This window comes from uncultured Tessaracoccus sp. (assembly GCF_947286155.1).
Lineage (GTDB): Bacteria > Actinomycetota > Actinomycetes > Propionibacteriales > Propionibacteriaceae > Arachnia.
On sequence record NZ_CAMYPD010000012.1, the window covers coordinates 1 to 22,477 of the forward strand.

The following is a 22,477-nucleotide window of genomic DNA, read 5'->3' on the forward strand; positions in this document are numbered from 1 at the left end:
CGAAAACAGCCAAACGCGAGCCCCAGAACACCACCATCATGACTGTATCGAAACCGGTACGGCATCTCGATACGCAGCTTCACTGCTACTCGATGATCAGGCTTAGCGGCACGGCGGGAGTGGTCGGGGCGACAGGACTCGAACCTGCGGTCTCCTGCTCCCAAAGCAGGCGCGCTAGCCACTACGCTACGCCCCGTTCCCGTGGTGGGACCTCGGTAGTCTACTCCATCTGGCGCAGATTCGCTTCGGGGGACCTGCCAGGAAGTACTACGCCATCCGGGTGAGCAAGTGCTGCACACGCTCCTGGATTGCGTCCCGGATCTCGCGAACGACGTCGAGCGGCTGGCCTGCCGGGTCAGGAATATCCCAGTTCTCGTACCTCGTGCCAGGGAAGATTGGGCACGATTCTCCGCACCCCATCGTGATGACCCAGTCCGAGGATCTCACCGTCGCAGGATCGAGTTTCTCAGGCTGTGAGTGTGGCTCGAGTCCAATCTCAGCCAGGGCGTCGCGCACCTCGGGATGCACGTCGTCGGCAGGGTCGGTTCCGGCGCTGAGGATGGTCATGTCGGTGCCGGCGAGCTGCTGGGCAATGGCGGCGGCCATTTGGGAGCGTCCGGCGTTCTTGGTGCAGGCGAAGAGGATAGTTTTCATCGGACGCTCCTCGGCGTGTTGGTGGTGGTCCATGAACTTCGCCTCGATACCGGCGAGCAACGAGGTATCGAAGTGCTCAGCGATTGAGTAATACGCCCATTTGCCCTTCTTTACTCGCTCCAGGATTCCAGCGTTGACGAGCCTGGTCAGGTGGTGGGAGATCGTAGACCGGCTGAGATCAAAGACCTCGGGAAACGAGCAGGCGCAGACCGGGCTGGGTGCGCATCGGTGAATAAACACCGTCAGTTGCAGTCGGACCGGGTCTCCTAGCGCCGAAAACAATGCAGCCACGCTGGCTGCCTCGTCGAGATCGATGATCGACGGGGTAGTGCAGCAATCGGCAGATCGAGGTGTGGTCACAGGGAAACCGTAGCACGTTTCGATGGGTATCGAATTGTGTTACCGTTGCAACGTAACGATTTTCATCGAAATGTTTGGAGGATGACATGCGTCACATCGATGTGTATGAACCCGCTCTGTGCTGCTCGTCGGGAGTCTGTGGCACCGACGTGGATCAAAGCTTGGTGGACTTCAACGCCGCCTTGGGTGCGCTGAAACGGGACGGGGTCGAGGTGGCGCGACATAACCTTGCATCGGCACCCACCGACTTCGCGGAGTGCGAATCAGTGCGGTCGCTGATGGAGGTTGCCGGGGTCGAAGCGCTTCCCGCCACCGTCGTGGACGGTGCTGTGGTGCTCACCGCTGCATACCCCACTGAGGCGCAGCTGCGGCAGTTTGCAGGGGAGCAGCAGGCCCAGTCTCTCCCCATCGCGAGCACTGGCTGCTGCGGTGGCGGTGAGTGCTGATGCCGCTTCCTGAACTCACCACGAAGTTCACGTTTTTTACCGGGAAGGGCGGTGTGGGCAAGACCACGGTGTCTTGTTCGTTAGCCGCTCAAGCCGCAGCTCGCGGGCAGCGTGTGCTCCTCGTCTCGACAGATCCGGCATCCAATGTCGGGCAGGTCTTTGGGCGCGCAATCGGATCCAGCCTCACGTCGTTGGCGGACTTGGTGGAAGGGGCCTCAACTTTCGACGCAATCGAGATTGACCCTGAGGTGGAAGCGGAGCGCTACCGCGAATCCATTCTCGGGCCGGTGCGCGCAGTGCTCCCGGCGGAGGTGCTCGCCGCCACTGAGGAAACCCTCTCGGGTTCTTGTACGGTGGAGATCGCCAGCTTCAACCGATTCACCGACTACCTCACCAACGCTGACGTGGCGGATGCGTACGACCACGTGGTGTTCGACACGGCGCCCACGGGCCACACGCTTCGGCTACTGTCGCTGCCCGGCGATTGGTCTAGCTTTATCAGTAAGGGAGCGGGAGATGCGTCGTGTCTGGGCCCCATGTCCGGGCTGGAGAAGCATCGAGAGACGTACCAGGGTGCGGTTGAAGCACTCGCTGACCGGCGAAAGACCTCGTTGATCCTCGTGGCGCGAGCCCAGGAAAGCACACTCGCGGAAGCGAACAGGTCAGCCGCCGAGCTGCAAGACTTGGGTATCAGCCCTACCGCCCTCGTCGTAAACGGCGTCTTGCCGGCGCAGGCCGCAACAGACCAGCTTGCGACGTCGATCTATGAGCGTGAGCGTCAGCTCATTGCCGGGATCCCGCTGAATGATTCGCTGCGCGAGATCAGTTCGCTGCCTATCGTATCTATCGAGCTCCACGCTTCGCCTGTGATGGGCGTAGAGGGGCTCTTGCATCTGGGCGAACCTGAGGAGAAGCCAGGTGCACTCGGTGATGTTCCACAGCAGGCTGTGAATGCGGGTGAAATCTCTGTCGGTCTCGACTCCCTGATAGCCAAGCTGGCGGAAGGTAAGCCCAAGCTTGTGCTTTGCATGGGCAAGGGCGGGGTCGGAAAGACCACCGTCGCCCAGCACATTGCGCTCGGCCTCGCGAGGAGCGGCAAGCCGGTGCACCTGTCAACCACGGACCCGGCGAACCATTTGGACGGCTCGCTCGTTGCCCAAGCATCCGGGCTCACCGTCTCTTCGATCGATCCTGAGGAAGTTACCGCACACTACCGTGACGAGGTACTCGCGACGAAGGGGGCATCCCTCGACGCTGAAAGCCTCGCTCAACTAGAGGAGGATTTGCGGTCTCCATGCACCGAGGAGGTTGCAGTCTTTCGCGCCTTCTCTGACGTGGTCGGCAGAGCCCAAGAGGAATGGGTTGTGCTCGATACTGCCCCTACCGGCCACACGCTGTTGCTCCTGGACGCCACGGGTTCCTACCATCGAGAGCTCATGCGCCAGTCCGGGCGAGATGACTCGGCGACCACCCTCCAGCGGCTCCAAGACTCGGATGTGACGCGCCCCGTGCTGGTGACGCTTCCGGAAACGACGCCGGTGCTCGAGGCGCAGTCGTTGGCGCGGGACCTCGAGCGCGCAGGAATCACGCCCTGGGCCTGGGTAGTGAATCAGTCGCTGCCTGCCACTGAGACGACGTCGCCATTCCTGCAGCAGCGTGCACGCACGCAACGCGAGATCATCGCCGGCATTGTGGATAGCGTCCAGGTGCCAGTCGTGCAGATCCCGTTCACTGCGATGTGATGTAACGCTGCCCGCATGAGTGTTGGAAAGTGCGAGCAGGCAGGATGTTCCACCTCGAAAACCGCTTCCGGCCCTTGTCAAACCGTTCTTGACAAGGGCCGGAAGCCTTCGAGCGGATGACGGGAATCGAACCCGCGTAGCTAGTTTGGAAGACTAGGGCTCTACCATTGAGCTACATCCGCAACGCGGATTGATCATAGCAGCGACGAACGTCCTGCGCGATCCACGCGATAAGATCTGCGCATGCGTGAACGGCCGCCACTCGACGTCGAACTGCTCGACTTCCACGCCAAAGCGGCATCGTTCGACGGCAGCATCGCGGTGCAGTACGACGACGGGACGGTCGTCGTGATTACGCTGTTCGGGCCCGAGGGCGGCCCGAAGACCGCCAGAATCGCGGGCACCAAGGGGTTCAACGTTACGTCGCTCCACATCGACGAGTTCCCGGAGCTGGGTGACCTCGCCCTCGCCGCCCACACGCGACGCCCTGTCGGCGCGTACAAACTCCCGCCGGGCAAATTGATCACGGTATTCAACCCCGCCTACGCCTTCACGATGCTGGCGTGCGTGTGCGTCGGCGGGGCGTTCGGGTTCTGGGCCAGCTACCACATGGGTATCCCAATCCCCCCTCTCGCCTTCCTTGTGGGCGTGCTCTGTGCAGTCATCCCTGTTGCCTTCATCCATCCTCGCTTCGTCGCCGCGCCGCACGTCTACGTCTCAGGAGGGCACGAGTATCAGCTGCACGGGTTCCTAGACGACGCTGGGGCGCGCAGGGACATCGTCGGGAAGGTCAACGAGCTGAAGGCGGAGTATGGGCGGTTGGCGTCGGACGTCATCATGCGGATCGAGTGTCCGGCACTGTTCGATGCCACGTTGCCGGAAACCCGACGATTCACCGAACTCCTGGTGCGGTGGGACGCGGAGCACGGGCGACTATCCAACCCCGAGCGAGCTACTCTCGCGGGGGAGTTGGCCGTCGCATTTGAAACAGCGAAAGCGCATGCTGAGGCAGTGGGCATGCAGCACTACCCCGACGACGCCCGCGGCCCGGCAGACACCGCGCTGAAGGCGATGCGACTCGCTCAGGACGCTCGGGCGACGCGTGCGGAGCGGCAGGCCGCGCTCGAGCGTGCGGTGGCGATCCTGGAATCGTTGGCGCTGCACTACCTCCCAACCGTCAGGGAAGCGAAGGAACTTGTCGCGGGCCGGCCGTTGCGCGCGTTGCCGGGGAGGCTGGAGCTGTGAGCAGCGAAACGTACTGGACTCAGGCCAACCTCGACGCCGAACTCATCGATCTGGCTGGGCAGACGTTCCTGTGGCTCGGGCGACGACCTTCCATCGCCATGCGAGTGGATGTCATCCAGCACAGCCATTCATCCACCATCATGCTGCGCTTTGTAGACCTTGAAGCGCGCCCATTACGTACATGGACGGAGCGTTTCGCGTTCCATGGCCACAAGCTTGGCTACGCCAACCCCGACGGCGACCCGTCGCGCCAGGTGCTGCGCATGCCTCCGTGGGAGCTGGAAGGCAAGTACCTGACCGTCGCGCAGGTGCGTCGTTGGAGCCTGCTTCCGATAGCAGCGATCATTGTGCTGGCCACGGTGTTGGCGCAGCCATTCGTGCTGCTGGCGTTGTTTCTGGTTCCGCTGCTCATGTGGGCGCGCAGGGCGTTGAACCCAGCGGGCGGCCTCACGGTGCGCTCGCTCGAGGGCATGCCGCTCAACGAACACAACCTCGTCGAATACGCATTGGCACGGCAGCGCGGTGAGAACCCGCGCGGCCTGCGCGGCATCCCGCGCATCGAGGAGGCGAGGGAGCGCGTCGAGAAAGTCCGCTCCGACTACGGTGGGCGCAAGCTCGATATCGTCTATCGCATCGAGCAACCGGCGCTGTTCGACGCATCAGCACGGACGACCGAGGCGTTCCTCGTCGCGCTCTGGGAGTTCGACCAGATCCCCGACGACGCCCCACCCCGGGAGGCAGAGGAGGCCGCCGCTCGGGTAGAAGTGACGTACGGGCTCGCGCGTCGCCACGCCGAAACCGTCGGGATCAGGCACGTCGCGCCTGAGAAGGCCGACGACGTCCGTCGCGCCGCGAAGGTGGCGAGGCTGGCCGTCGCTGGGGCTAGCGAGGGCGAGCGCTCTGCGGCCAGGGCGCAGCTCAACGCCCTGCTGGCTTCCCTCTCGCTGCACTTCCTGCCCGACGCGGCAGAGCTGCGCGCACTCGAAGGCCCCGGAACTGAACCCGGCGGGAGTGACCCGATTGACACGGACCGCTAGGATTGCACAGTCACAATCGTCCATTTCAGGAGACAAGTTCGTGCCTAGCACTATCGAGCAGCTCAACCCCACGCGGGTCAAGCTCACTGTTGAGATTCCATTCGCCGATCTCAAGCCGCACCTTGACAAGGCTTATAAGGACATCGCCGGCCAGGTGAACATCCCCGGCTTCCGCAAGGGCAAGGTGCCGGCAGCGGTCATCGACCAGCGTTTCGGCCGCGGCGTCGTGCTGCAGGAAGCCATCAACGACGCCATGCCCGGCGCCTACGGTGCTGCCGTCGAGGAGCACAAGCTCTTCCCGCTCAGCCAGCCTGACATCGAGGTCACCAAGCTCGAAGACAATGAACTGGTCGAATTCACTGCCGAGCTCGATGTTCGCCCCGACTTCGACCTCCCCGACTTTGAGAAGATTGACGTCGAGGTCGACGCCGCACAGAGCAGCGACGAGGAGCTCGACGAGCGCATCGAGATGCTCCGCAAGCGCTTCGCCACCACGAAGGAAGTGGGTCGCAAGGCCAAGAAGGGCGACCTCCTCACCATCGACCTCAAGGCGAGCCAGGACGGCAAGGAACTTGAGGACGCTACCGCTGAAGATCTCGAGTACGAGATCGGCGACGACAAGAACATGCTCGAGGGCCTCAAGAAGGCCGTCACCGGCACCAAGGCCGGCGACGTCGTCACCTTCACCTCGACGCTGCTGGGCGGTGCCCACCGAGGCGAAGAGGCCGAGATTGAGGTCACCGTCAAGAAGGTGCAGCAGCAGGATCTGCCCGAGGTGGACGACGAGTTCGCCCAGATGGTCTCCGAGTTCGACACCGTCGAAGAGATGAAGGACGACCTCCGCAAGGCCGTCGAACAGCAGGCCAAGCAGGAGCAGATCGCCGACGCGCGCGACAAGATCATCGAGGCCGTCGTCGAAGCCACTTCCTTCGAGCTGCCCGAGAAGACGCTCGCCGACGATCTCGCTGCCCGCCGCCAGGGTGTCGAGCAGCAGCTCGCCCGCGCTGGGCTCACCTTGCAGCAGTACCTCGAGGAAGCCGAAGACGAAGAGGCTGAGGACGAGGAGTCCTTCTGGGCTGAGCTCAATCGTCGCGGCGAAGAGGCGCTTCGCGCCCAGATCATCCTCGACAAGTACGCTGAGGAGCACACCGTTGACGTCTCCCAGCAGGACCTCACGGAACTCATCTTCCAGAAGGCCCAGATGAACGGCACCTCGCCCCAGGACGAGATTCAGCACATGATGGAGCACAACCACATGGCTGAGTGGATGTCCGAGGTGCGCCGCGGCAAGGCGCTCGCCGCCATCTGCGCCGCCGCGACGGTGAAGGACGCGGAGGGCAACGTCGTCGAGATGCCGAAGCCCGTCGAGCCCGAGGAAGCCGCTGCTGACGACGCATCCGAGGACGCTCCTGCGCAGATCGTTACCGAGGTGGACGGCGAAGAGATCGCCGTCGACACCGAGGCCAAGTAACGCACAACGCCGAGCAAACGAAGGGCGGTTCCGCACACGCGGGGCCGCCTTTCGTCGTACCTATTGACTCTGCCGACGGCGAACAGTTCAGCCAAGTGTTGGGTCGGGCGCCTGGTGCCGGTAGGTTGGGGGTCGTGACTGAACGAATGAACCCCACCGCAGTGGCGGCCGCCGGGGGCCTGGGCATGAACGACAACGTGTATCAATCGTTGCTCGCGAACCGCATCATCTTCCTGGGCTCCGAGGTGCGCGACGAGAACGCCAACGCCATCTGCGCTCAGATGCTGTTACTGAATGCAGAGGATCCGCACAAGGACATCTTCCTCTACATCAACTCGCCCGGTGGCTCCGTCGACTCCGGAATGGCCATCTTCGACACCATGCAGTGGATCAGCAACGACGTCGCCACGGTGGCGATGGGTCTCGCTGCGTCGATGGGGCAATTCCTGCTGTCTGCAGGCACCCCCGGTAAACGCTACGCGCTGCCACACAGCCGCATCATGATGCACCAGCCCTCAGGCGGGCTCGGCGGCACCGCGTCGGACATCCGCATCCAGGCGGAGCAGTCGCTGCACATCAAGAAGACCATGGCCGAGCTCATCGCGAAGCACACCGGCCAGCCGCTCGAGCAGATTGAAGCCGACTCCGACCGCGACCGCTGGTTCACGGCCGAGCAGGCACTCGAATACGGCTTCATTGACCACGTCTACGAGCGTGCGTCGCAGATCAACACGGAGGCACCGAACCAGTGAGCGAATTCACCCTTCCCGGCGGAATGGCTCCGGCGGGCCCGTCGATGGATTACTACATCCCCCAGTGGGAAGAGCGCACCAGCTACGGCGTGCGTCGCGTCGACCCCTACACGAAGCTGTTCGAAGACCGCATCATCTTCCTCGGCACTCCCATCAGCGACGACATCGCCAACGCCGTGATGGCGCAGCTGTTGTGTCTGCAGTCGATGGATGCCGAGCGCCCCATCTCGATCTACATCAACTCTCCGGGCGGTTCCTTCACTGCGCTCACCGCCATTTACGACACGATGCGTTACATCAAGCCAGAGGTGCAGACGGTGTGCCTGGGCCAGGCGGCCTCGGCCGCCGCGGTGGTGCTCGCTGCGGGCTCCAAGGGTAAGCGTTTCGCCCTGCCGAACTCGCGCATCCTGATCCACCAGCCGGCCACCGAGGGTGGCCGCGGGCAGTCGTCGGACCTCGAAATCCAGGCGAAGGAGATCCTGCGCATCCGTGCTCGCATGGAGGAGATGCTCGCCGAAGACACCGGCCAGCCGGTCGAGAAGATCTCGAAGGACATCGAGCGCGACAAGTTCCTCACTGCCGAAGAGGCGAAGGAATACGGCATCATCGACGACATCTTCACGACGATGAAGCAGGCGTAACGTAACACTGATGTGTTGGGGCCTCGGGGGAATGTGAACACCCCTCGGGGCCCCAATGCGTTGAAGGCGCACCTGCGCGAGCCCGCCAATGAGCCAGCCACGCTGCAGCCGTGCGGCGAGCCACCTGGAGTTGCACGGATGAGTAGGTAGGCTTACGTGGAGAAACCAATCCGGGAGGAGGCCCGCCGATGGCACCAGCGAGTGATGTCCGCGAAGTGTTCAAATGTAACTTCTGCGGCAAGTCGCAAAAGCAAGTGCGACGCCTCATTGCCGGCCCCGGCGTGTACATCTGCGACGAGTGCATTGACCTGTGTCAGGAGATGATCGAGGAAGAATTCCCCGACGCCGTTGACACCCCTGCGCTATCCGAACTGCCCAAGCCGAGAGAGATCCGCGATTTCCTCGACACCTACGTCATTGGCCAGGACGATGCGAAGAAGACCCTCGCCGTCGCCGTCTACAACCACTACAAGCGGCTCCGCGCCGAGCAGAAGCGCCCCCGCCGCGCGAACGAGGAACTCGTCGAGGTCGCCAAATCCAACATCCTGATGCTCGGCCCCACCGGCTGCGGGAAAACCTACCTTGCCCAGACCCTGGCGCGCATGCTCAACGTGCCCTTCGCGATGTGCGACGCGACGGCACTCACCGAAGCGGGCTATGTCGGTGAAGACGTCGAGAACATCCTCCTGAAGCTCATCCAAGCCGCCGACTTCGATATCAAGAAAGCGGAGACGGGCATCATCTACATCGACGAAATCGACAAGGTGGCCCGCAAGTCGGAGAACCCGTCCATCACCCGCGACGTGTCGGGCGAAGGCGTCCAGCAAGCGCTGCTGAAAATCATCGAGGGCACGGTCGCTTCCGTGCCGCCACAGGGCGGGCGCAAGCATCCGCACCAGGAGTTCCTCGAGATCGATACGACGAAGGTGCTGTTCATCGTCGGGGGAGCATTCGCTGGCCTGGATGAGATTATCCGAGAGCGCGTCGGCAAACGAGCGCTCGGATTCAGCAACGACACCGACGGGGAGCACGAGCTCATCAACGTCTTCGCGCAGGTGCGTCAAGAAGACCTCCACAAGTTCGGGCTCATCCCGGAATTCATCGGCCGCCTGCCGGTGGTCACGTCGGTATCCCCACTCGACCGCGACTCCCTCGCCCGCATCCTGCGCGAGCCCAAGAACGCGCTCATCAAGCAGTACCAGAAGCTGTTCGACCTCGACGGGGTGGAGCTCGAGTTTTCCGACGACGCCATCGAAGCCATCGCGGACAGCGCGCTCGAGCGCAACACCGGCGCCCGTGGGTTGCGCTCCATCCTGGAGACGCTGCTGCTTGACGTCATGTTCGAGGTGCCGAGCAACGACGACATCGCGACGGTGCGCGTCACGGCAGCCACGGTGCGCGGCGAAGAAGGCCCTGAGCTGATTTCCCGCACCGAGATCGAGGCGCATCGGGGCCTGTCGGCCTGATTGTCGCCGCTCACGAAGCTGGTGGACCCCGGCGCATGACTAAGCTGGGGCCTTATGAGTCATGGCTACCGGCGTTACCCGCACATTCACAGCAAACACATCGTGTTCGTTGCTGACGATGACCTCTGGCTGGGCGAAACAAGTGGGGGCACTGCGGCGCGGTTGACGCGGGGTGAAGACACGCCACGTTCGCCGAGGTTCGCTCCCAACGGACGTGACATCGCCTTCGTCTCCACCACCGGCGGCGGTTGGGACCTCTACGTCACAGATGCCGACGGCGGCGCGCGCAGGCTCACCTGGCTCAGCGCGTCGAGAATGCAGGTATCCGGATGGATAAACGAGTCGCACATCATGATCGCCTCGTCGCACGAAACCGTGGCGCGTGGGCTGACCTACCTGTACTCCGTCTCGCTCGACGGGCACATCACCCGATTGCCCTACGGCCTCGCCATGGATGCCGCTGTCGGACGGGCGGGCACCGTCGTTGCGAGCCCGAACTTCCACGGCCCGCACGACTGGAAGCGCTACCGCGGCGGCATGGCAATCCGACTGTGGGTCTCCGCAGACGGCCAGTCCGACTGGAAGCGCATTCTGCCCGACACCGCGGCGAGCCTCGCCGGCCCCAGCTGGTTCGACGACCGCATCATCTTCACCTCTGATCGCGGCGACGCCGTCCGCGGCCAGGCACAGCTGTGGTCGGTCACCGCCACCGGCCGCAACCCGAAGCAGCACACCAAGCACGGCTTCGAGCAGGGCTATGTGCGCGACGCCACCACCGACGGCAAGAGCATCGTGTACCACGCTCGCGGCCAGCTGTACCTCATGACCTCGCTTGAAGGCCGCCCGGAGCTCCTCGACCTGCGCACCGCCACCGGGCGCCCACAGCCCGTCTCCATCGCCCCTGGCGAGCGCCTCGAAGCGATCATCCCCGACCACGGCGGCGACGGCTCCTTGCTCGAGTGGCGCGGGGCAGCGTACTTCCTCACCCACCGATCCGGCCCCGCACGGGCCCTGGCCGACGCGCCCGGTGTGCGCATCCGTGAACCCCGGCTGCTCGGTCGCAGCGGCAAAGCCATCTGGGCCTCCGACATCGAAGGCGAAGACTGCCTGGAGATCAAGGGCATCGACGGCGACGGGCCGGTGCGTCGCCTCGCGCAAGGTCGCGTAGGGCGCGTTGTAGAGCTGCAGTCCAACCCGCAGGGCTCCAAAGTGGCCGTCGGATCGCACGACGGCACGATTTACCTGCTCGACGTAGCTCGCGGATCGCTGAAGAAAATCGGGCGTTCCCCCAACGGCGAGCCCAGCGGCTTCACCTTCTCACCTGACGGGCGCTACCTCGTGTGGCGCGAGGCGATCGCCAACGAAGGTATGCTCGGCAGGCTCGTCGGCTACGACCTCACCGACGACGCCTCGTTCACGCTTACCAGGGGCCAATTCAACGACTACTCACCGCAGTTTTCCACCTGCGGCAAGTACCTCATCTTCCTGTCGTCGCGCACCATCGACCCCAGCTACGACGAGCTCACCTTCGACCTCTCGTTCACCAACACCGTGCGCCCCTGGCTGGTGCCGCTGAGCGCCGAGGAACCGTCGCCGTTCGGAGTGAGCGCCGACGGTTGGCAGATCAGCGAACCCGACGACGACTCCAACACCACCGACGACGCCAAGAAGGACGACCAAGACAGCAGCGACCTTCCGCAAGGAACCCTCGACGTGGACGGCTTCGAGGACCGCCTCTCGGTGTTTCCCGTCCCCAGCGGGCAGTTCCGTGGCGTATTTCCCGTCGCCGACGGCGTCATCTGGACCCGCTCCACCGCCGGGAGTGCGGTGCTGGGCGACGGGCGCGTCGGCACCGAAGACGCCAAAGACCTCGTCGAGCACTTCTCATTTAAACAGCGCAAGACGACGGTGGTCGTCGACGCGTGCGACGCCGTGGCCGTATCCGGCGACGGTGAGCGTCTCGTCGTGCGTTCTGGCGACGAGGTGTGGGTGCAACCCTCCGACTCGAAACCGGACGACGACAGGATTGGCGTGGACCTCAGCCGTCTTCGCCGCGACGTTGACCCCGTCGCCGATTGGCAGCAGATGTTCGACGAGACCACACGCCTCATGGCCAGCCACTTCTGGCGCGAGGACATGGATGGCGTCGACTGGACATCGGTGGTGGCCCAGTACCGCCCGCTCGTCGGCCACCTTGCCACCTACGACGACCTGGTTGACCTGCTGTGGGAAGTCATCGGCGAACTGAACACGTCGCACAGTTACGTGATTCCGCCCAATACGGGGGAGCGGGTGCCCGTCGGCTGGCTTGGCGCGGAATTCAGGCGCAACTCCAAGCAGGAGATTGTGATCGACCGCATCTTGCCCGGCGAATCCTCCGACCCCCGCGCACGCTCCCCGCTGCTGGCGGCGGGTGTTGGCGCGGAGCCCGGCGACGTGATCCTCGCCATCGACGGTCACCCCACCGCCGAAGCGAAACACATCGGCGAGCTGCTCGTCGGAACTGCGGAGAAAGCGATTGAGCTCACGCTCGCCCGGGGGCGCATGAAGCGCCGTGTCGCGGTGGTGCCGGTGGCCTCCGAGGTGCCGCTGCGCTACCACGAATGGGTGAAACACAACGTGCGATACGTTGATCGCGCTTCCGACGGCAAGCTCGGCTACGTGCACGTGCCCGACATGACCGCCTTCGGCTGGGCCGAGTTCCACCGACTCATCGGCGAGGCAACCCAGCGCGACGGCATCGTCGTCGACGTGCGGTACAACGGCGGAGGCCACACCTCCGAGCTCGTGTTGGAGCGGCTGATGCGCAAGGTGGTTGCATTCACGGGCGCGCGCCACCTCGACGGTTTCGGCACCTACCCGGCGCAGGGCCTGCGCGGCCCCGTCGTGTTCGTCACCAACCCCTACGCCGGCTCCGACGGCGACATCGTCACCCTCGCTGCCCAGGAGCACGGGCTCGGTCCGGTGGTGGGGGAGCGCTCCTGGGGTGGCGTGATCGGCATCGACGGGCGGTTTCAGCTCGTCGACGGCACCGAGGTCACGCAGCCGCGCTACTGGATCCAGTTTGAGCGCTCCGGGATGCGCGTCGAGAACCACGGCGTTGACCCCGACATCGAGGTGGAGATGACGCCCGACAGCTGGGAATCCGATAAGGATCCGCAGCTCGACGCGGCCATCGCGGAGGCCTTGCAGCGGCTCCAGCGCATTCCCGCAAAGGAGCCCAAGCCGCTGGGCGCACCGCGCTTCGCCTGATCCTAGATGAGCCCCGCCTTGCCACAGGCGGGGCGCGTGCTCTACCTTGATGGGGCAGGCGTCCGCCTGCGCAGGCGTTTTGGACCGAAAGGAGATGACGATGAACCAGTGCTCCCGACTGCAGCGTGAGAAGTTCTTCGTCTTCTGTGACCGGTCCGCCGTGCCGTCTACCTGACGCACACCCAAACACTTCCTTACAAGGGCCCGGTCAGCGCGCGACCGGGCCCTTGTTGTGTGCCTGCACCCATATGAACGAAAGGAACAGACCAATGGTCACCACCCTGCCCACGGCACTGCCCGGCTCGGACGCCGACGTGCTCCTGTGGGCCGACCCGTCGGAAGTCGAGGACGCAGCCCTGCAGCAGCTGCGCAACATCGCGTCGCTCCCGTGGGTCAATCGTGTCCGCGTCATGCCCGACGTGCATCTCGGCAAGGGAGCCACCGTCGGATCCGTGATCGCAATGCGCGACGCCGTCGCACCCTCCGCGGTCGGCGTCGACATCGGCTGCGGCATGATCGGCGTCCGCACGAGCCTCACCGCAGACGACCTCCCCGAGGACCTCTCTGCGCTTCGGCTCGCCATCGAGGCGGCGGTCCCCGTCGGCTGGCACCAGCACGACAGCCACGCCCCCATCCTCGACGACAACCCGCGCCTGGCTGCGCAGTTCGATCCGCTCGTACGCGGCTTCGACGAGCTGCGCGCGCCGAGGGTGGGGGATCGTCGGCAGAAGATGGTGGCGCAGTGCGGCACCCTCGGCGGCGGAAACCACTTCATCGAGGTCACGCTCGACGATGACGACCGGGTGTGGCTCATGCTGCACTCCGGGTCACGCAACATCGGCAAGGAGATCGCGGAGCGCCATATCGCGACGGCGAAGACGCTCAACCACAACCTCGATCTGCCCGACCGCGACCTCGCCGTGTTCCTCGCGGGCACCGACGAGATGGCGGCGTACCTCCACGACCTCTACTGGGCGCAGGCCTACGCGAAGACCAACCGCGAGGTGATGATGGCGCTGGTGCAGGCCGTCGTCGTGCAGCACTTCCCGCACGTGCGCTTCGACGAGGGCGTGAACTGCCACCACAACTACGTCTCGGAAGAGACGTACGACGGGGTGGAGCTCGTCGTGACCCGCAAGGGCGCCATCCGCGCGGGGCGCGGAGACCTGGGACTCATCCCGGGCTCCATGGGAACAGGCTCCTACGTGGTGCGCGGCCTCGGCAATGAGGTGGGCCTCAACTCCGCTTCGCACGGCGCCGGACGCCGGATGTCCAGGCGGGCAGCGAAGCGCGCGTTCACTGTCGATGACCTCGCGGCGCAGACCGCAGGCATCGAGTGCCGCAAGGACGAGGGTGTGCTCGACGAGATCCCCGGCGCCTACAAGGACCTCGCCAAGGTCATTGAGGCGCAGACCACCGGCGAACAGCCGCTGGTTGAGGTGGTCGCGCGGTTGCGCACTATCCTGTGCGTGAAGGGGTGAGCAGATTCGTCGGGAGGCGTCTCAGCCGAGGCGCTTCCCGACGAACGACCTTCCCGAGGCCGATCGCGGCGGGAACATCACTCCTGCGAGGCGAGCTCCACGTCGACGGCGAGCTCGTCGCCGCCGTCGGTCCACGTCACGTCGCCGACGATGCGCCCGACGGCGCGCAGGTCGCTTTCGATGGTGCGCAGCCGCTCCAGCACGTCGGCGGGGCCACTGAACGCGGCCTTGATGACCTCCGTGCGCATCGACACCTTCGCGTTGGACTTCGCGCCGCGGATTGCGATGAGCGCCGACGCCACGTCGTCCATGAGCTCGGTGTCTGCCTTCGGCAGCTCGTCGACGGTGGGCCACGCCGAGCGGTGGATGGAGCCGTCGCGGAACCAGCTCCATGTCTCCTCCGTCACGTACGGCAGGAACGGGGCGAGCAGGCGCAGCTGCACGTCGAGCGCGAGCTGCAGTGCGGCCTTCGCGGAGCGGGACTCCTCGTCGTCGGAGTAGGCGCGCTCCTTCACCAGCTCGATGTAGTCGTCGCAGAATGCCCAGAAGAACTGTTCGGCGGCCTCGAGTGCCGACGTGTAGTCGTACCCGTCGAACGCCTCCGTGGCTGCCGTCACCACGCCGCGCAGCGAAGCGAGCAGCGCACGGTCGAGCGGGTTGGTGACTTCGTCGACGGTGAACTCGCCCTCCGCGCGGGACAGCGCGAACTTCGATGCGTTCAGCACCTTCGTCGCTAGGCGGCGGCCCACCTTCATCTGCGACTCGTCGAACGGCGAATCAAGCCCCGGGCGGGCCATGGCTGCGCGCCAGCGCACCGCGTCGGAGCCGAATTTGTCGAGGATCTCGGTGGGCACCACCACGTTGCCCTTCGACTTGGACATCTTCTTGCGGTCGGGGTCGACCACGAAACCCGAAATCGTGGCGCGCTTCCACGGCAGCGAGTCGAATTCGAAGTGGGAGCGCACGACGCGGGAGAACAGCCAGGTGCGGATGATGTCGTGGGCCTGCGGGGCCACGTCCATGGGGAACGTGAGGTTGAACAGTTCCTCGTCGCGCTGCCAACCGCAGGCAAGTTCGGGGGTGAGCGACGACGTCGCCCACGTGTCCATCACGTCCGGGTCCGCCATGAAGCCGCCCGCCTGGCCACGCTGGGTTTCGTCGTAGCCTGCGGGTGCCTGCGACATCGGGTCGACGGGAAGCTCGGCCTCGTCCGGCACGATCGGATGGTCGTAGTCGGGTTCGCCATCGGCGTCGAGCGGGTACCAGAGAGGGAACGGCACGCCGAAGAAGCGCTGGCGCGAGATCAGCCAGTCGCCGTTCAGGCCCTCCACCCAGTTGTCGTAGCGGTGACGCATGTGCTCCGGCACCCACTGCAACTCCTCGCCGCGGGCACGCAGCTTGGCCTTGAGTTCGTCGTCGCGGCCACCGTTGGAGATGTACCACTGCCTCGTGGCGACGATCTCGAGCGGCTTGTCGCCCTTCTCGAAGAAGTTCGCCTTGCGGGTGGTGGCCTTCGGCTCTTCTGTCATCGCGCCGGATTCACGCAGCATCGCGACGGTGGCCTCGCGGGCGGAGAACACCGTCTTGCCGGCAAGCTGCTCGTACGGCTCGGTGTTGGTGACCCACTCGGGCGTCTCACGCGCGAACCGCCCGTCGCGGCCAATCACCGTGCGCGTGGGGAGGTTAAGCTCGCGCCACCAGGTGACGTCGGTGAGATCGCCGAAGGTACAGCACATGGCGATGCCGGCGCCCTTGCCAGGCTCCGCGTCGCGGTGGGCGAGGACGGGAATCTCGACGCCGAACACCGGCGACGTCACCGTCTGCCCATACAGATCCCGGTAACGCCCGTCGTCGGGGTGCGCGATGAGCGCGCACACACTCACCAGCAGCTCAGGGCGGGTGGTTTCGATGAAGACGGGGGAGCCGTCAGCCTTCGTGAAGGCGACGCGGTGGTAGGCGCCGGGATAGTCGCGGGCCTCGAGCTCGGCCTGCGCGACAGCGGTCTGGAACGTCACATCCCACAGCGTCGGCGCGTGGTTCATGTACGCCTCGCCACGGGAGAGGTTACGCAGGAAGGCCTTCTGGGCGATGGCCTGGGTGTCGCGCCCGATCGTCGTGTAGAGCAGATCCCAGTCCACCGACAGCCCAAGCCTGCGCCACAGCGCCTCGAACACCTGCTCGTCGAGGGCCGTCAGTTCCTCGCACAGCTCAATGAAATTGCGACGAGACACCGCCACCTGGCGCTTCGGGTCAGGCTTGGCGGGAGGCTGGAAATCGGGGTCGTAGGGCAGCGACGGGTCGCAGCGCACGCCGTAGTAGTTCTGCACGCGGCGCTCGGTGGGCAGACCGTTATCGTCCCAACCCATGGGGTAGAACACTTCCTTGCCGCGCATGCGCTGGTAGCGCGCCACCACGTCGGTGTGGGTGTAGCTGAATACGTGACCGACGTGCAGCGAGCCGGAGACGGTGGGCGGCGGGGTGTCGATGGAGAACACGGCTTCGCGGGAGGCCGGGCGACGGAATGCGTACGTGGCTTCGTCGCTCCATACCTTGCCCCACTTCTCCTCGAGGCCTTCGAGGGACGGCTTGTCGGGGATGCGGGATTGCAATTCGGTCATGCCAGCGATCTTAGTGGCAACCCTCGAGCCATGCAGTTTCGCTCAACGGTGAATGCGACGAGAGCCCGCAGCCGAGGTGGCGTGCGGGCTCTCGTGGGCGGTGTGGTTACTCTTGCTCGAGCGGGTGATGGGTGGGCGCGTCGGTGCCTTCCTGCGCCTTGGTGATCGCATCGAGGAGCGAGTTGGCGTCGGGCTGGATGAGCCGCTGCTTGGTCTCCGGGTCGCCGAAGCGCAGCTTCTGTCCGTTCACCACGTAGGTGGGTGTGCCGCCCGCGCCGGAGCTCATGAAGTCGTCGTGCGCCTTCTTCGTGAAGTCCTGGTACGCCCGCGTGCGCAGTAATTCCTGGAACTGCTGCAAATCCTCGCCCTCGATACCTGCCTGCTTCGCAAAGGTTTCACGCAGATCCTTTTCGGGGAAGTGCGAGTTCTGGTGTTCGAACAGCACACCCATGTACTGGCGGTACTTCCCGAAGGCGTCGGCCGTCGCGGCAGCGATCGCAGCGCGGTGCGACGCGCCAGGCTTGTCGCCATCTAGGAAGTACGCGGTGCGATGTTCGACAGTGATCTTGTCTTGTTCAACGAGCTCGGCGAACGCCGGGCCGTAGGTGGCTTCGTACTCCGCACAGTAGGGGCACTGGAAATCGGTGTACACGATCACGTTGGGCACCCCGTCGGTGGGCATCTTGCCGTCTTGCATGATGCCGCCTGCCGCAGTGGCGTTGGGAGGCGTCTTCTGATCCTTCGTCACCTCGATGCCCCGGTTGTTCAGAATCGGTGGGATAGCCACAACCGCAATCACGACGATGAGTGCCAACGCCACGATGCCGGCGCCGATGCCGATGACTCGGTTCCTGCGGCGTCGCTGCTGTTCCAGTTCCTGCTGCTGGCGCAGCATGGCGCGGCGGCTGAGATTTTGGTTGTTCGCCATCGTGGTGTCTCTCCAAGCGTTCTTGATGCAGTACTCAACGAAACACAACGGCGTACGACGTCGCTTTGTTCCATTGCACTCGAGTTGCAGTGTAGTGGAGTGGGTGCGATGCGCCACGCACCGACATCGTCTCGTATCGCTCAGCCCCTCGAAAGTGGGCACTTCGTGGAGCAAGGGCCTACGATCAAGGCATCATGCACGAGACGTATCGCGAGCTCACCGCCCAACTCATTACCCGCTGGCCCGAGCACCGGGTAGCGCCTAGCCTGAAGCGCATCGCCGCACTCACGGACCTGCTGGGCGAGCCACAGCGCGCATTCCCCGTCATCCAGGTTGCGGGCAGCAACGGTAAGGGCTCGACGGCGATCATGATCGACGCACTGCTGCGCGCCAGCGGACTGCGCACGGGGCGGTTCTCGTCGCCGCATCTCACCGACGTGCGCGAGCGCATCTGCATCGACGGCGAGCCCATCTCGCCGGAGGGATTCGTCGCGGTGTGGGAAGATATCGAGCCCTACGTGCGGATGGTGGACGAGCAAGCCCACGACGACGTCGCGATGACCTTCTTCGAAGTGATCACCGGCCTCGCCTACGCCGCCTTCGCCGACGCCCCCGTCGACGTGGCCGTGATGGAAGTTGGGCTCGGGGGGCGCTGGGACGCTACCAGCGTCGCTGACCCGCAGGTAGCTGTCATCTGCCCCGTCGGCCTCGACCACACGCACATCCTCGGCTCCACCATTCAGGAAGTCGCCGCGGAAAAGGCCGGCATCATCAAGGAAGGGTCGACGGCGGTGCTTGCGGGGCAAGAACCAGCCGCAGCCGCCGTGCTGTTGGAGCGCGCCGTCGAGGTGGGTGCCCGCGTCAAGGCCGAGGGGCCCGACTTCGGGCTCATCGACCGCCAGGCTGCCATCGGCGGCCAGCTGCTGCGCATCGCGACGGAGGGAGGCCCCGTCGGCGATGTGTTCCTCCCGCTGTTCGGTGAGCACATGGCGCGTAACGCGGCGCTGTCGGTCGCCGCAGTCGAGGCATTCCTGGGCGGCAAGCCGCTGCATCCGGAGATCATCGTCGAAGGGCTCGGCCAGGTGGAGGCCCCCGCGCGGCTTGAACGCGTGCGCACGTCGCCGCCCATCGTCATTGACACCGCCCACAACCCGCAGGCGGCCCTCGCCACCGCGAAGGGATTCAGCGAAGCCTTCACGTTCCAGCCGACCATCGGCGTCGTCGCGATGATGCAAGACAAGGACTCCCGCGAAGTGCTGCGCATCTTCTCGGAGATCATGGACGTCCTCGTCGTCACCAAGGTGCAGTCGTCACCACGGGCGCGCGAGGTCGCCGAGCTCGCAGAACAGGCGCGCGAATTCTTCCCCGACGGCGCCATCCACCAGTCGGCGACCATGGCCGAGGCGCTCGACACCGCAGTGATGCTCGCCGACACGCTGTCCGAGCACACCGGCATCCTCGTCGCCGGCTCCGTGATCGCGGCGGGAGAAGCCCGCGCGCTGCTGGCGAAGGACACCACCGATGAGGCTTGATCCCAGCAACCCCATGAACGCCTCGATGCGGGCCCTGCTCGTGTTCGAGATCATCGTCGCGTGGCTCTCGTTTCCCGGCATGTTGCAGGTAGCCGGAGCGGACGTGGGCATGGCAGTAGCGGCGTGCTCGGTGGAGACGCTGCTGCTCGTCGCCGCCGCGGGCGGAATCAAGAAATCATGGGGATACCCCGTCGGGTGGCTTGGGCAGGCAGGCCTCCTGCTGTTGGGGCTCCTCACCTGGTGGATGTACGTGATGGGTGCAATTTTCGCCCTGCTGTGGATAACCTCATACGTACTCGGCAAACGAATCGAAGCAAAGAAGGAAGCCCAGTGAACGAGACATTCGTCATCATCAAACCCGACGCGGTGGCCGCCGGCCATGTCGGCCATATCCTCACCACCTACGAGGATGCGGGGCTCACCGTCGAAGCCATGGAACTGCGCACCATCGACGGCGCCTTCTCCGACCAGCACTACGCCGAGCACCTGGAGCGCGACTACTACCCGCCGTTGCGCGAGTTCATGACCTCCGGCCCGCTCGTAGCGGTGATCCTCTCCGGCGACGACGCCATCCAGAAGGTGCGTGCATTGAACGGTGTCACCGACCCGTCGAAGGCCGACGAGGGCACCATCCGGCAGCGCTTCGGCACGAGCGTGCGCGAAAACGGTGTGCACGCGTCCGACTCGGAGGCCACGGCTGCCTCTGAGATCGCGCTCTGGTTCCCGCAGCGCTAACGGCACCAACGCAGACCGCGACTGAGCGCACGCCAGATCGCTATTTTCGCTTTTTTGGAGGCATTTTCGTCGTCTGGTGTGCGCTCAGTCGTGCAACGCGCTGGTAGGTGCCCGCCGATGATTGCTGGCTTCTCGTTGATGCCAGTTACAATCGGCGCGTTATGACTGCCACCATGCAAGGACAGACCCTGTTCCCCGAGCTCGAGCCGTTGCTCGCGCAGGTCTCCAAGCCCATCCAATACGTGGGCGGTGAGCTCAACTCCGTCGTGAAGGAGTGGGACGCCGTCGACGTGCGCTGGGCGCTCGCGTACCCCGATGCCTACGAGGTTGGGCAGCCCAACCAGGGCGTCGCCATCCTCTACGAGATCCTCAACGAGCAGGACTGGATCCTGGCCGAACGCACCTACTCCGTGTGGCCCGACATGGCCAATCGGATGCGGGAAGCACGCATCCCTCAGTTCACCCTCGACGCGCACCGCGCCATCGGTGACTTCGACGTGTTCGGGCTCAGCTTCTCCACTGAACTCGGCTACACCAACCTGCTGAGCATGCTCGACCTGGCCGGCATCCCGCTGCACGCTGACGAGCGTGGCGACGGGGACCCCATCGTCGTGGCCGGCGGTCACGCGGCCTTCAACCCGGAACCCATCGCCGACTTCATCGACGTTGCAGTGCTCGGCGACGGCGAGGAGGCGTCGCTGCACATCTCCGACATCGTGCGCGAATGGAAGCAGGAGGGGCGCCCCGGAGGCCGCGATGGGCTCCTGGAACGCCTGGCCGAAACGGGTGCGTTCTACATCCCACGCTTCTACGACGTCGAATACCTTGACGACGGCCGCATCATGCGCGTCGCCCCAAACCGCCCGGCTGCACCATTCCAGGTGCGCAAGCACACGCTCATGGACCTCGACGCGTGGCCGTACCCAAAGAAGCCGATTGTTCCGCTCGCGGAGACCGTGCACGAACGCTACTCGGTGGAGATCTTCCGCGGTTGCACCCGCGGCTGCCGCTTCTGCCAAGCCGGCATGATCACCCGCCCGGTCCGCGAACGCAACATTCAGACCATTGGTGAGATGGTGGCTGGCGGACTCGAGGCGACCGGCCTGGAGGAGATCGGCCTGCTGTCGCTGTCGTCAGCCGACCACTCCGAGATCGCCGACGTCACCAAGCAACTGGCGGACCGCTACGAGGGCACGAACGTGTCGCTCTCGCTACCCAGCACCCGCGTCGATGCGTTCAACATCGACCTCGCGAACGAGCTCAGCCGCAACGGTCGACGCTCTGGCCTCACCTTCGCGCCCGAGGGCGGCTCGGAGCGGATGCGCAAAGTCATCAACAAGATGGTCACCGAGGACGACCTCATCGACACCGTCGCCACCGCGTTCGGCAACGGCTGGAGGCAAGTGAAGCTGTACTTCATGTGCGGCCTACCCACCGAAACCGACGAGGACGTGCTGGCCATTGCCGATATGGCGGCTCGTGTGATCGAGACTGGGCGGAAAGTGGCAGGCACGAAGGACATCCGTTGCACCGTGTCGATCGGCGGATTCGTGCCGAAACCGCACACGCCCTTCCAGTGGGCCGCACAAGCCAGCGCGGAGACGATCAACCACCGCCTCTACACGCTGCGCGACAAGATCCGTGAGAACCGCCACTACGGCAAATCGATCGGGCTGCGCTACCACGAGGGCGAGCCGGGCATCGTCGAAGGACTCCTGAGCCGCGGTGATCGTCGCGTCGGGAAAGTCATCGAACGCGTGTGGCGCGAGGGCGGCCAGTTCGACGGATGGAGCGAGCACTTCAGCTACGAACGCTGGGTGCAGTGCGCCAACGAAGAACTCGCGCCGTTCGGCGTCGACCTCGACTGGTTCACCACGCGCGAGCGTGAGTACGAGGAAATCCTCCCGTGGGATCACCTCGACTCCGGCCTCGACCGCGACTGGCTGTGGGAAGACTGGCAGGAAGCGCTCGACGAGCAACCCGTCGACGACTGCCGCTGGACGCCCTGCTACGACTGCGGAGTGTGCCCGCAGATGGGCACCGACATCCAGATCGGCCCCACGGGGCAGACCCTGATTCCGCTGAGCGTCGTGAAGCGTGACCTGAGCTGACGCCAT

At 64.8% G+C, this 22,477-nt stretch carries 17 protein-coding genes and 2 tRNA genes; 14 read left to right on the forward strand and 5 right to left on the reverse strand.

All coding sequences use genetic code 11. The features are described from left to right. Positions 1 to 120: 120 nt before the first annotated feature. Both Q0X68_RS04525 and Q0X68_RS04530 read right to left on the reverse strand, forming a co-directional pair. Positions 121 to 196, reverse strand: a tRNA-Pro gene (locus tag Q0X68_RS04525). Positions 197 to 267: 71 nt separating this feature from the next. Beyond that, entirely contained in the window at positions 268 to 1,014 is a 747-nt protein-coding gene (locus Q0X68_RS04530) for a metalloregulator ArsR/SmtB family transcription factor (RefSeq protein WP_297748194.1), read from the reverse strand. An 86-nt stretch (positions 1,015 to 1,100) separates the two neighbouring features. Here Q0X68_RS04530 and arsD point away from each other — a divergent pair, with 86 nt between their 5' ends. Together arsD and arsA are read left to right on the forward strand one after the other, a co-directional pair. Beyond that, the gene (arsD, locus tag Q0X68_RS04535; protein ID WP_297748198.1) at positions 1,101 to 1,460 is read left to right on the forward strand and encodes an arsenite efflux transporter metallochaperone ArsD; all 360 of its coding nucleotides are present in this window, start codon (positions 1,101 to 1,103) and stop codon (positions 1,458 to 1,460) included. Continuing rightward, positions 1,460 to 3,202, forward strand: a complete 1,743-nt coding sequence (gene arsA, locus Q0X68_RS04540) for an arsenical pump-driving ATPase (protein ID WP_297748201.1) — start codon at positions 1,460 to 1,462, stop codon at positions 3,200 to 3,202. Before arsD ends, arsA begins: the two co-directional genes overlap by 1 nt. A gap of 111 nt (positions 3,203 to 3,313) precedes the next feature. Here the strand turns inward: arsA and Q0X68_RS04545 are convergent. Then, positions 3,314 to 3,384 (reverse strand) — tRNA-Gly (locus tag Q0X68_RS04545). Between the two features lie 61 nt (positions 3,385 to 3,445). Between Q0X68_RS04545 and Q0X68_RS04550 the strand changes: the two genes are divergently transcribed. The 8 genes from Q0X68_RS04550 (at position 3,446) to Q0X68_RS04585 (ending at position 14,547) form a co-directional block, all read left to right on the forward strand. Further along, positions 3,446 to 4,447: a hypothetical protein gene (locus Q0X68_RS04550; protein WP_297748204.1), complete on the forward strand. Its 1,002-nt coding sequence runs from the start codon at positions 3,446 to 3,448 to the stop codon at positions 4,445 to 4,447. After that, entirely contained in the window at positions 4,444 to 5,484 is a 1,041-nt protein-coding gene (locus Q0X68_RS04555; protein ID WP_297748207.1) for a hypothetical protein, read from the forward strand. The genes Q0X68_RS04550 and Q0X68_RS04555 overlap by 4 nt, the downstream gene beginning before the upstream one ends. A gap of 40 nt (positions 5,485 to 5,524) precedes the next feature. After that, complete coding sequence (gene tig, locus Q0X68_RS04560; RefSeq protein WP_297748210.1) at positions 5,525 to 6,955, forward strand: trigger factor; 1,431 nt, start codon at positions 5,525 to 5,527, stop codon at positions 6,953 to 6,955. A 146-nt stretch (positions 6,956 to 7,101) separates the two neighbouring features. Further along, entirely contained in the window at positions 7,102 to 7,707 is a 606-nt protein-coding gene (locus Q0X68_RS04565) for a ClpP family protease (protein ID WP_108871548.1), read from the forward strand. A gap of 23 nt (positions 7,708 to 7,730) precedes the next feature. Next, positions 7,731 to 8,348 carry an ATP-dependent Clp protease proteolytic subunit gene (locus Q0X68_RS04570; protein ID WP_297748319.1) on the forward strand — a complete coding sequence of 206 codons (618 nt, stop codon included), beginning with the start codon at positions 7,731 to 7,733 and terminating at the stop codon, positions 8,346 to 8,348. Between the two features lie 188 nt (positions 8,349 to 8,536). Beyond that, a complete protein-coding gene (clpX, locus tag Q0X68_RS04575) occupies positions 8,537 to 9,814 on the forward strand; it encodes an ATP-dependent Clp protease ATP-binding subunit ClpX (RefSeq protein WP_297748213.1) in 1,278 nt (425 codons plus the stop codon). Between the two features lie 54 nt (positions 9,815 to 9,868). Then, on the forward strand, positions 9,869 to 13,066 hold the full coding sequence (locus tag Q0X68_RS04580) for a S41 family peptidase (RefSeq protein WP_297748216.1): 3,198 nt from the start codon (positions 9,869 to 9,871) through the stop codon (positions 13,064 to 13,066). Between the two features lie 269 nt (positions 13,067 to 13,335). Further along, positions 13,336 to 14,547, forward strand: coding sequence for an RtcB family protein (locus tag Q0X68_RS04585; protein ID WP_297748219.1), 1,212 nt, complete (start codon positions 13,336 to 13,338; stop codon positions 14,545 to 14,547). Between the two features lie 77 nt (positions 14,548 to 14,624). On the opposite strand, the gene valS is transcribed toward Q0X68_RS04585, so the two are convergent. Together valS and Q0X68_RS04595 are read right to left on the reverse strand one after the other, a co-directional pair. Next, positions 14,625 to 17,165 carry a valine--tRNA ligase gene (valS, locus tag Q0X68_RS04590; protein ID WP_297748222.1) on the reverse strand — a complete coding sequence of 847 codons (2,541 nt, stop codon included), beginning with the start codon at positions 17,163 to 17,165 and terminating at the stop codon, positions 14,625 to 14,627. A 106-nt stretch (positions 17,166 to 17,271) separates the two neighbouring features. Then, positions 17,272 to 18,093, reverse strand: coding sequence for a thioredoxin domain-containing protein (locus Q0X68_RS04595; protein ID WP_297748225.1), 822 nt, complete (start codon positions 18,091 to 18,093; stop codon positions 17,272 to 17,274). 194 nt (positions 18,094 to 18,287) lie between these two features. Here Q0X68_RS04595 and Q0X68_RS04600 point away from each other — a divergent pair, with 194 nt between their 5' ends. The 4 genes from Q0X68_RS04600 to Q0X68_RS04615 all read left to right on the forward strand — a co-directional run bounded on the left by Q0X68_RS04600 (position 18,288) and on the right by Q0X68_RS04615 (position 22,471). Then, the gene (locus Q0X68_RS04600; RefSeq protein ID WP_297748228.1) at positions 18,288 to 19,625 is read left to right on the forward strand and encodes a folylpolyglutamate synthase/dihydrofolate synthase family protein; all 1,338 of its coding nucleotides are present in this window, start codon (positions 18,288 to 18,290) and stop codon (positions 19,623 to 19,625) included. Further along, a complete protein-coding gene (locus Q0X68_RS04605; RefSeq protein WP_108871554.1) occupies positions 19,615 to 19,959 on the forward strand; it encodes a DUF4233 domain-containing protein in 345 nt (114 codons plus the stop codon). Before Q0X68_RS04600 ends, Q0X68_RS04605 begins: the two co-directional genes overlap by 11 nt. Continuing rightward, a complete protein-coding gene (ndk, locus tag Q0X68_RS04610) occupies positions 19,956 to 20,360 on the forward strand; it encodes a nucleoside-diphosphate kinase (protein ID WP_108871555.1) in 405 nt (134 codons plus the stop codon). Before Q0X68_RS04605 ends, ndk begins: the two co-directional genes overlap by 4 nt. A gap of 173 nt (positions 20,361 to 20,533) precedes the next feature. Next, the gene (locus Q0X68_RS04615) at positions 20,534 to 22,471 is read left to right on the forward strand and encodes a TIGR03960 family B12-binding radical SAM protein (protein ID WP_297748322.1); all 1,938 of its coding nucleotides are present in this window, start codon (positions 20,534 to 20,536) and stop codon (positions 22,469 to 22,471) included. The last annotated feature ends 6 nt before the right edge of the window (positions 22,472 to 22,477 follow it).

Bases quoted from the DNA above. Each gene is read 5' to 3' on its own strand.
- arsD (WP_297748198.1), top strand. From the start codon at position 1,101: ATGCGTCACATCGATGTGTATGAACCCGCTCTGTGCTGCTCGTCGGGA.
- Q0X68_RS04595 (WP_297748225.1), bottom strand. From the start codon at position 18,093: ATGGCGAACAACCAAAATCTCAGCCGCCGCGCCATGCTGCGCCAGCAG.
- arsA (WP_297748201.1), top strand. From the start codon at position 1,460: ATGCCGCTTCCTGAACTCACCACGAAGTTCACGTTTTTTACCGGGAAG.
- Q0X68_RS04565 (WP_108871548.1), top strand. From the start codon at position 7,102: ATGAACCCCACCGCAGTGGCGGCCGCCGGGGGCCTGGGCATGAACGAC.
- Q0X68_RS04580 (WP_297748216.1), top strand. From the start codon at position 9,869: ATGAGTCATGGCTACCGGCGTTACCCGCACATTCACAGCAAACACATC.
- Q0X68_RS04570 (WP_297748319.1), top strand. From the start codon at position 7,731: ATGGCTCCGGCGGGCCCGTCGATGGATTACTACATCCCCCAGTGGGAA.
- Q0X68_RS04585 (WP_297748219.1), top strand. From the start codon at position 13,336: ATGGTCACCACCCTGCCCACGGCACTGCCCGGCTCGGACGCCGACGTG.
- valS (WP_297748222.1), bottom strand. From the start codon at position 17,165: ATGACCGAATTGCAATCCCGCATCCCCGACAAGCCGTCCCTCGAAGGC.
- Q0X68_RS04600 (WP_297748228.1), top strand. From the start codon at position 18,288: ATGCACGAGACGTATCGCGAGCTCACCGCCCAACTCATTACCCGCTGG.
- Q0X68_RS04605 (WP_108871554.1), top strand. From the start codon at position 19,615: ATGAGGCTTGATCCCAGCAACCCCATGAACGCCTCGATGCGGGCCCTG.
- clpX (WP_297748213.1), top strand. From the start codon at position 8,537: ATGGCACCAGCGAGTGATGTCCGCGAAGTGTTCAAATGTAACTTCTGC.
- Q0X68_RS04615 (WP_297748322.1), top strand. From the start codon at position 20,534: ATGCAAGGACAGACCCTGTTCCCCGAGCTCGAGCCGTTGCTCGCGCAG.
- Q0X68_RS04550 (WP_297748204.1), top strand. From the start codon at position 3,446: ATGCGTGAACGGCCGCCACTCGACGTCGAACTGCTCGACTTCCACGCC.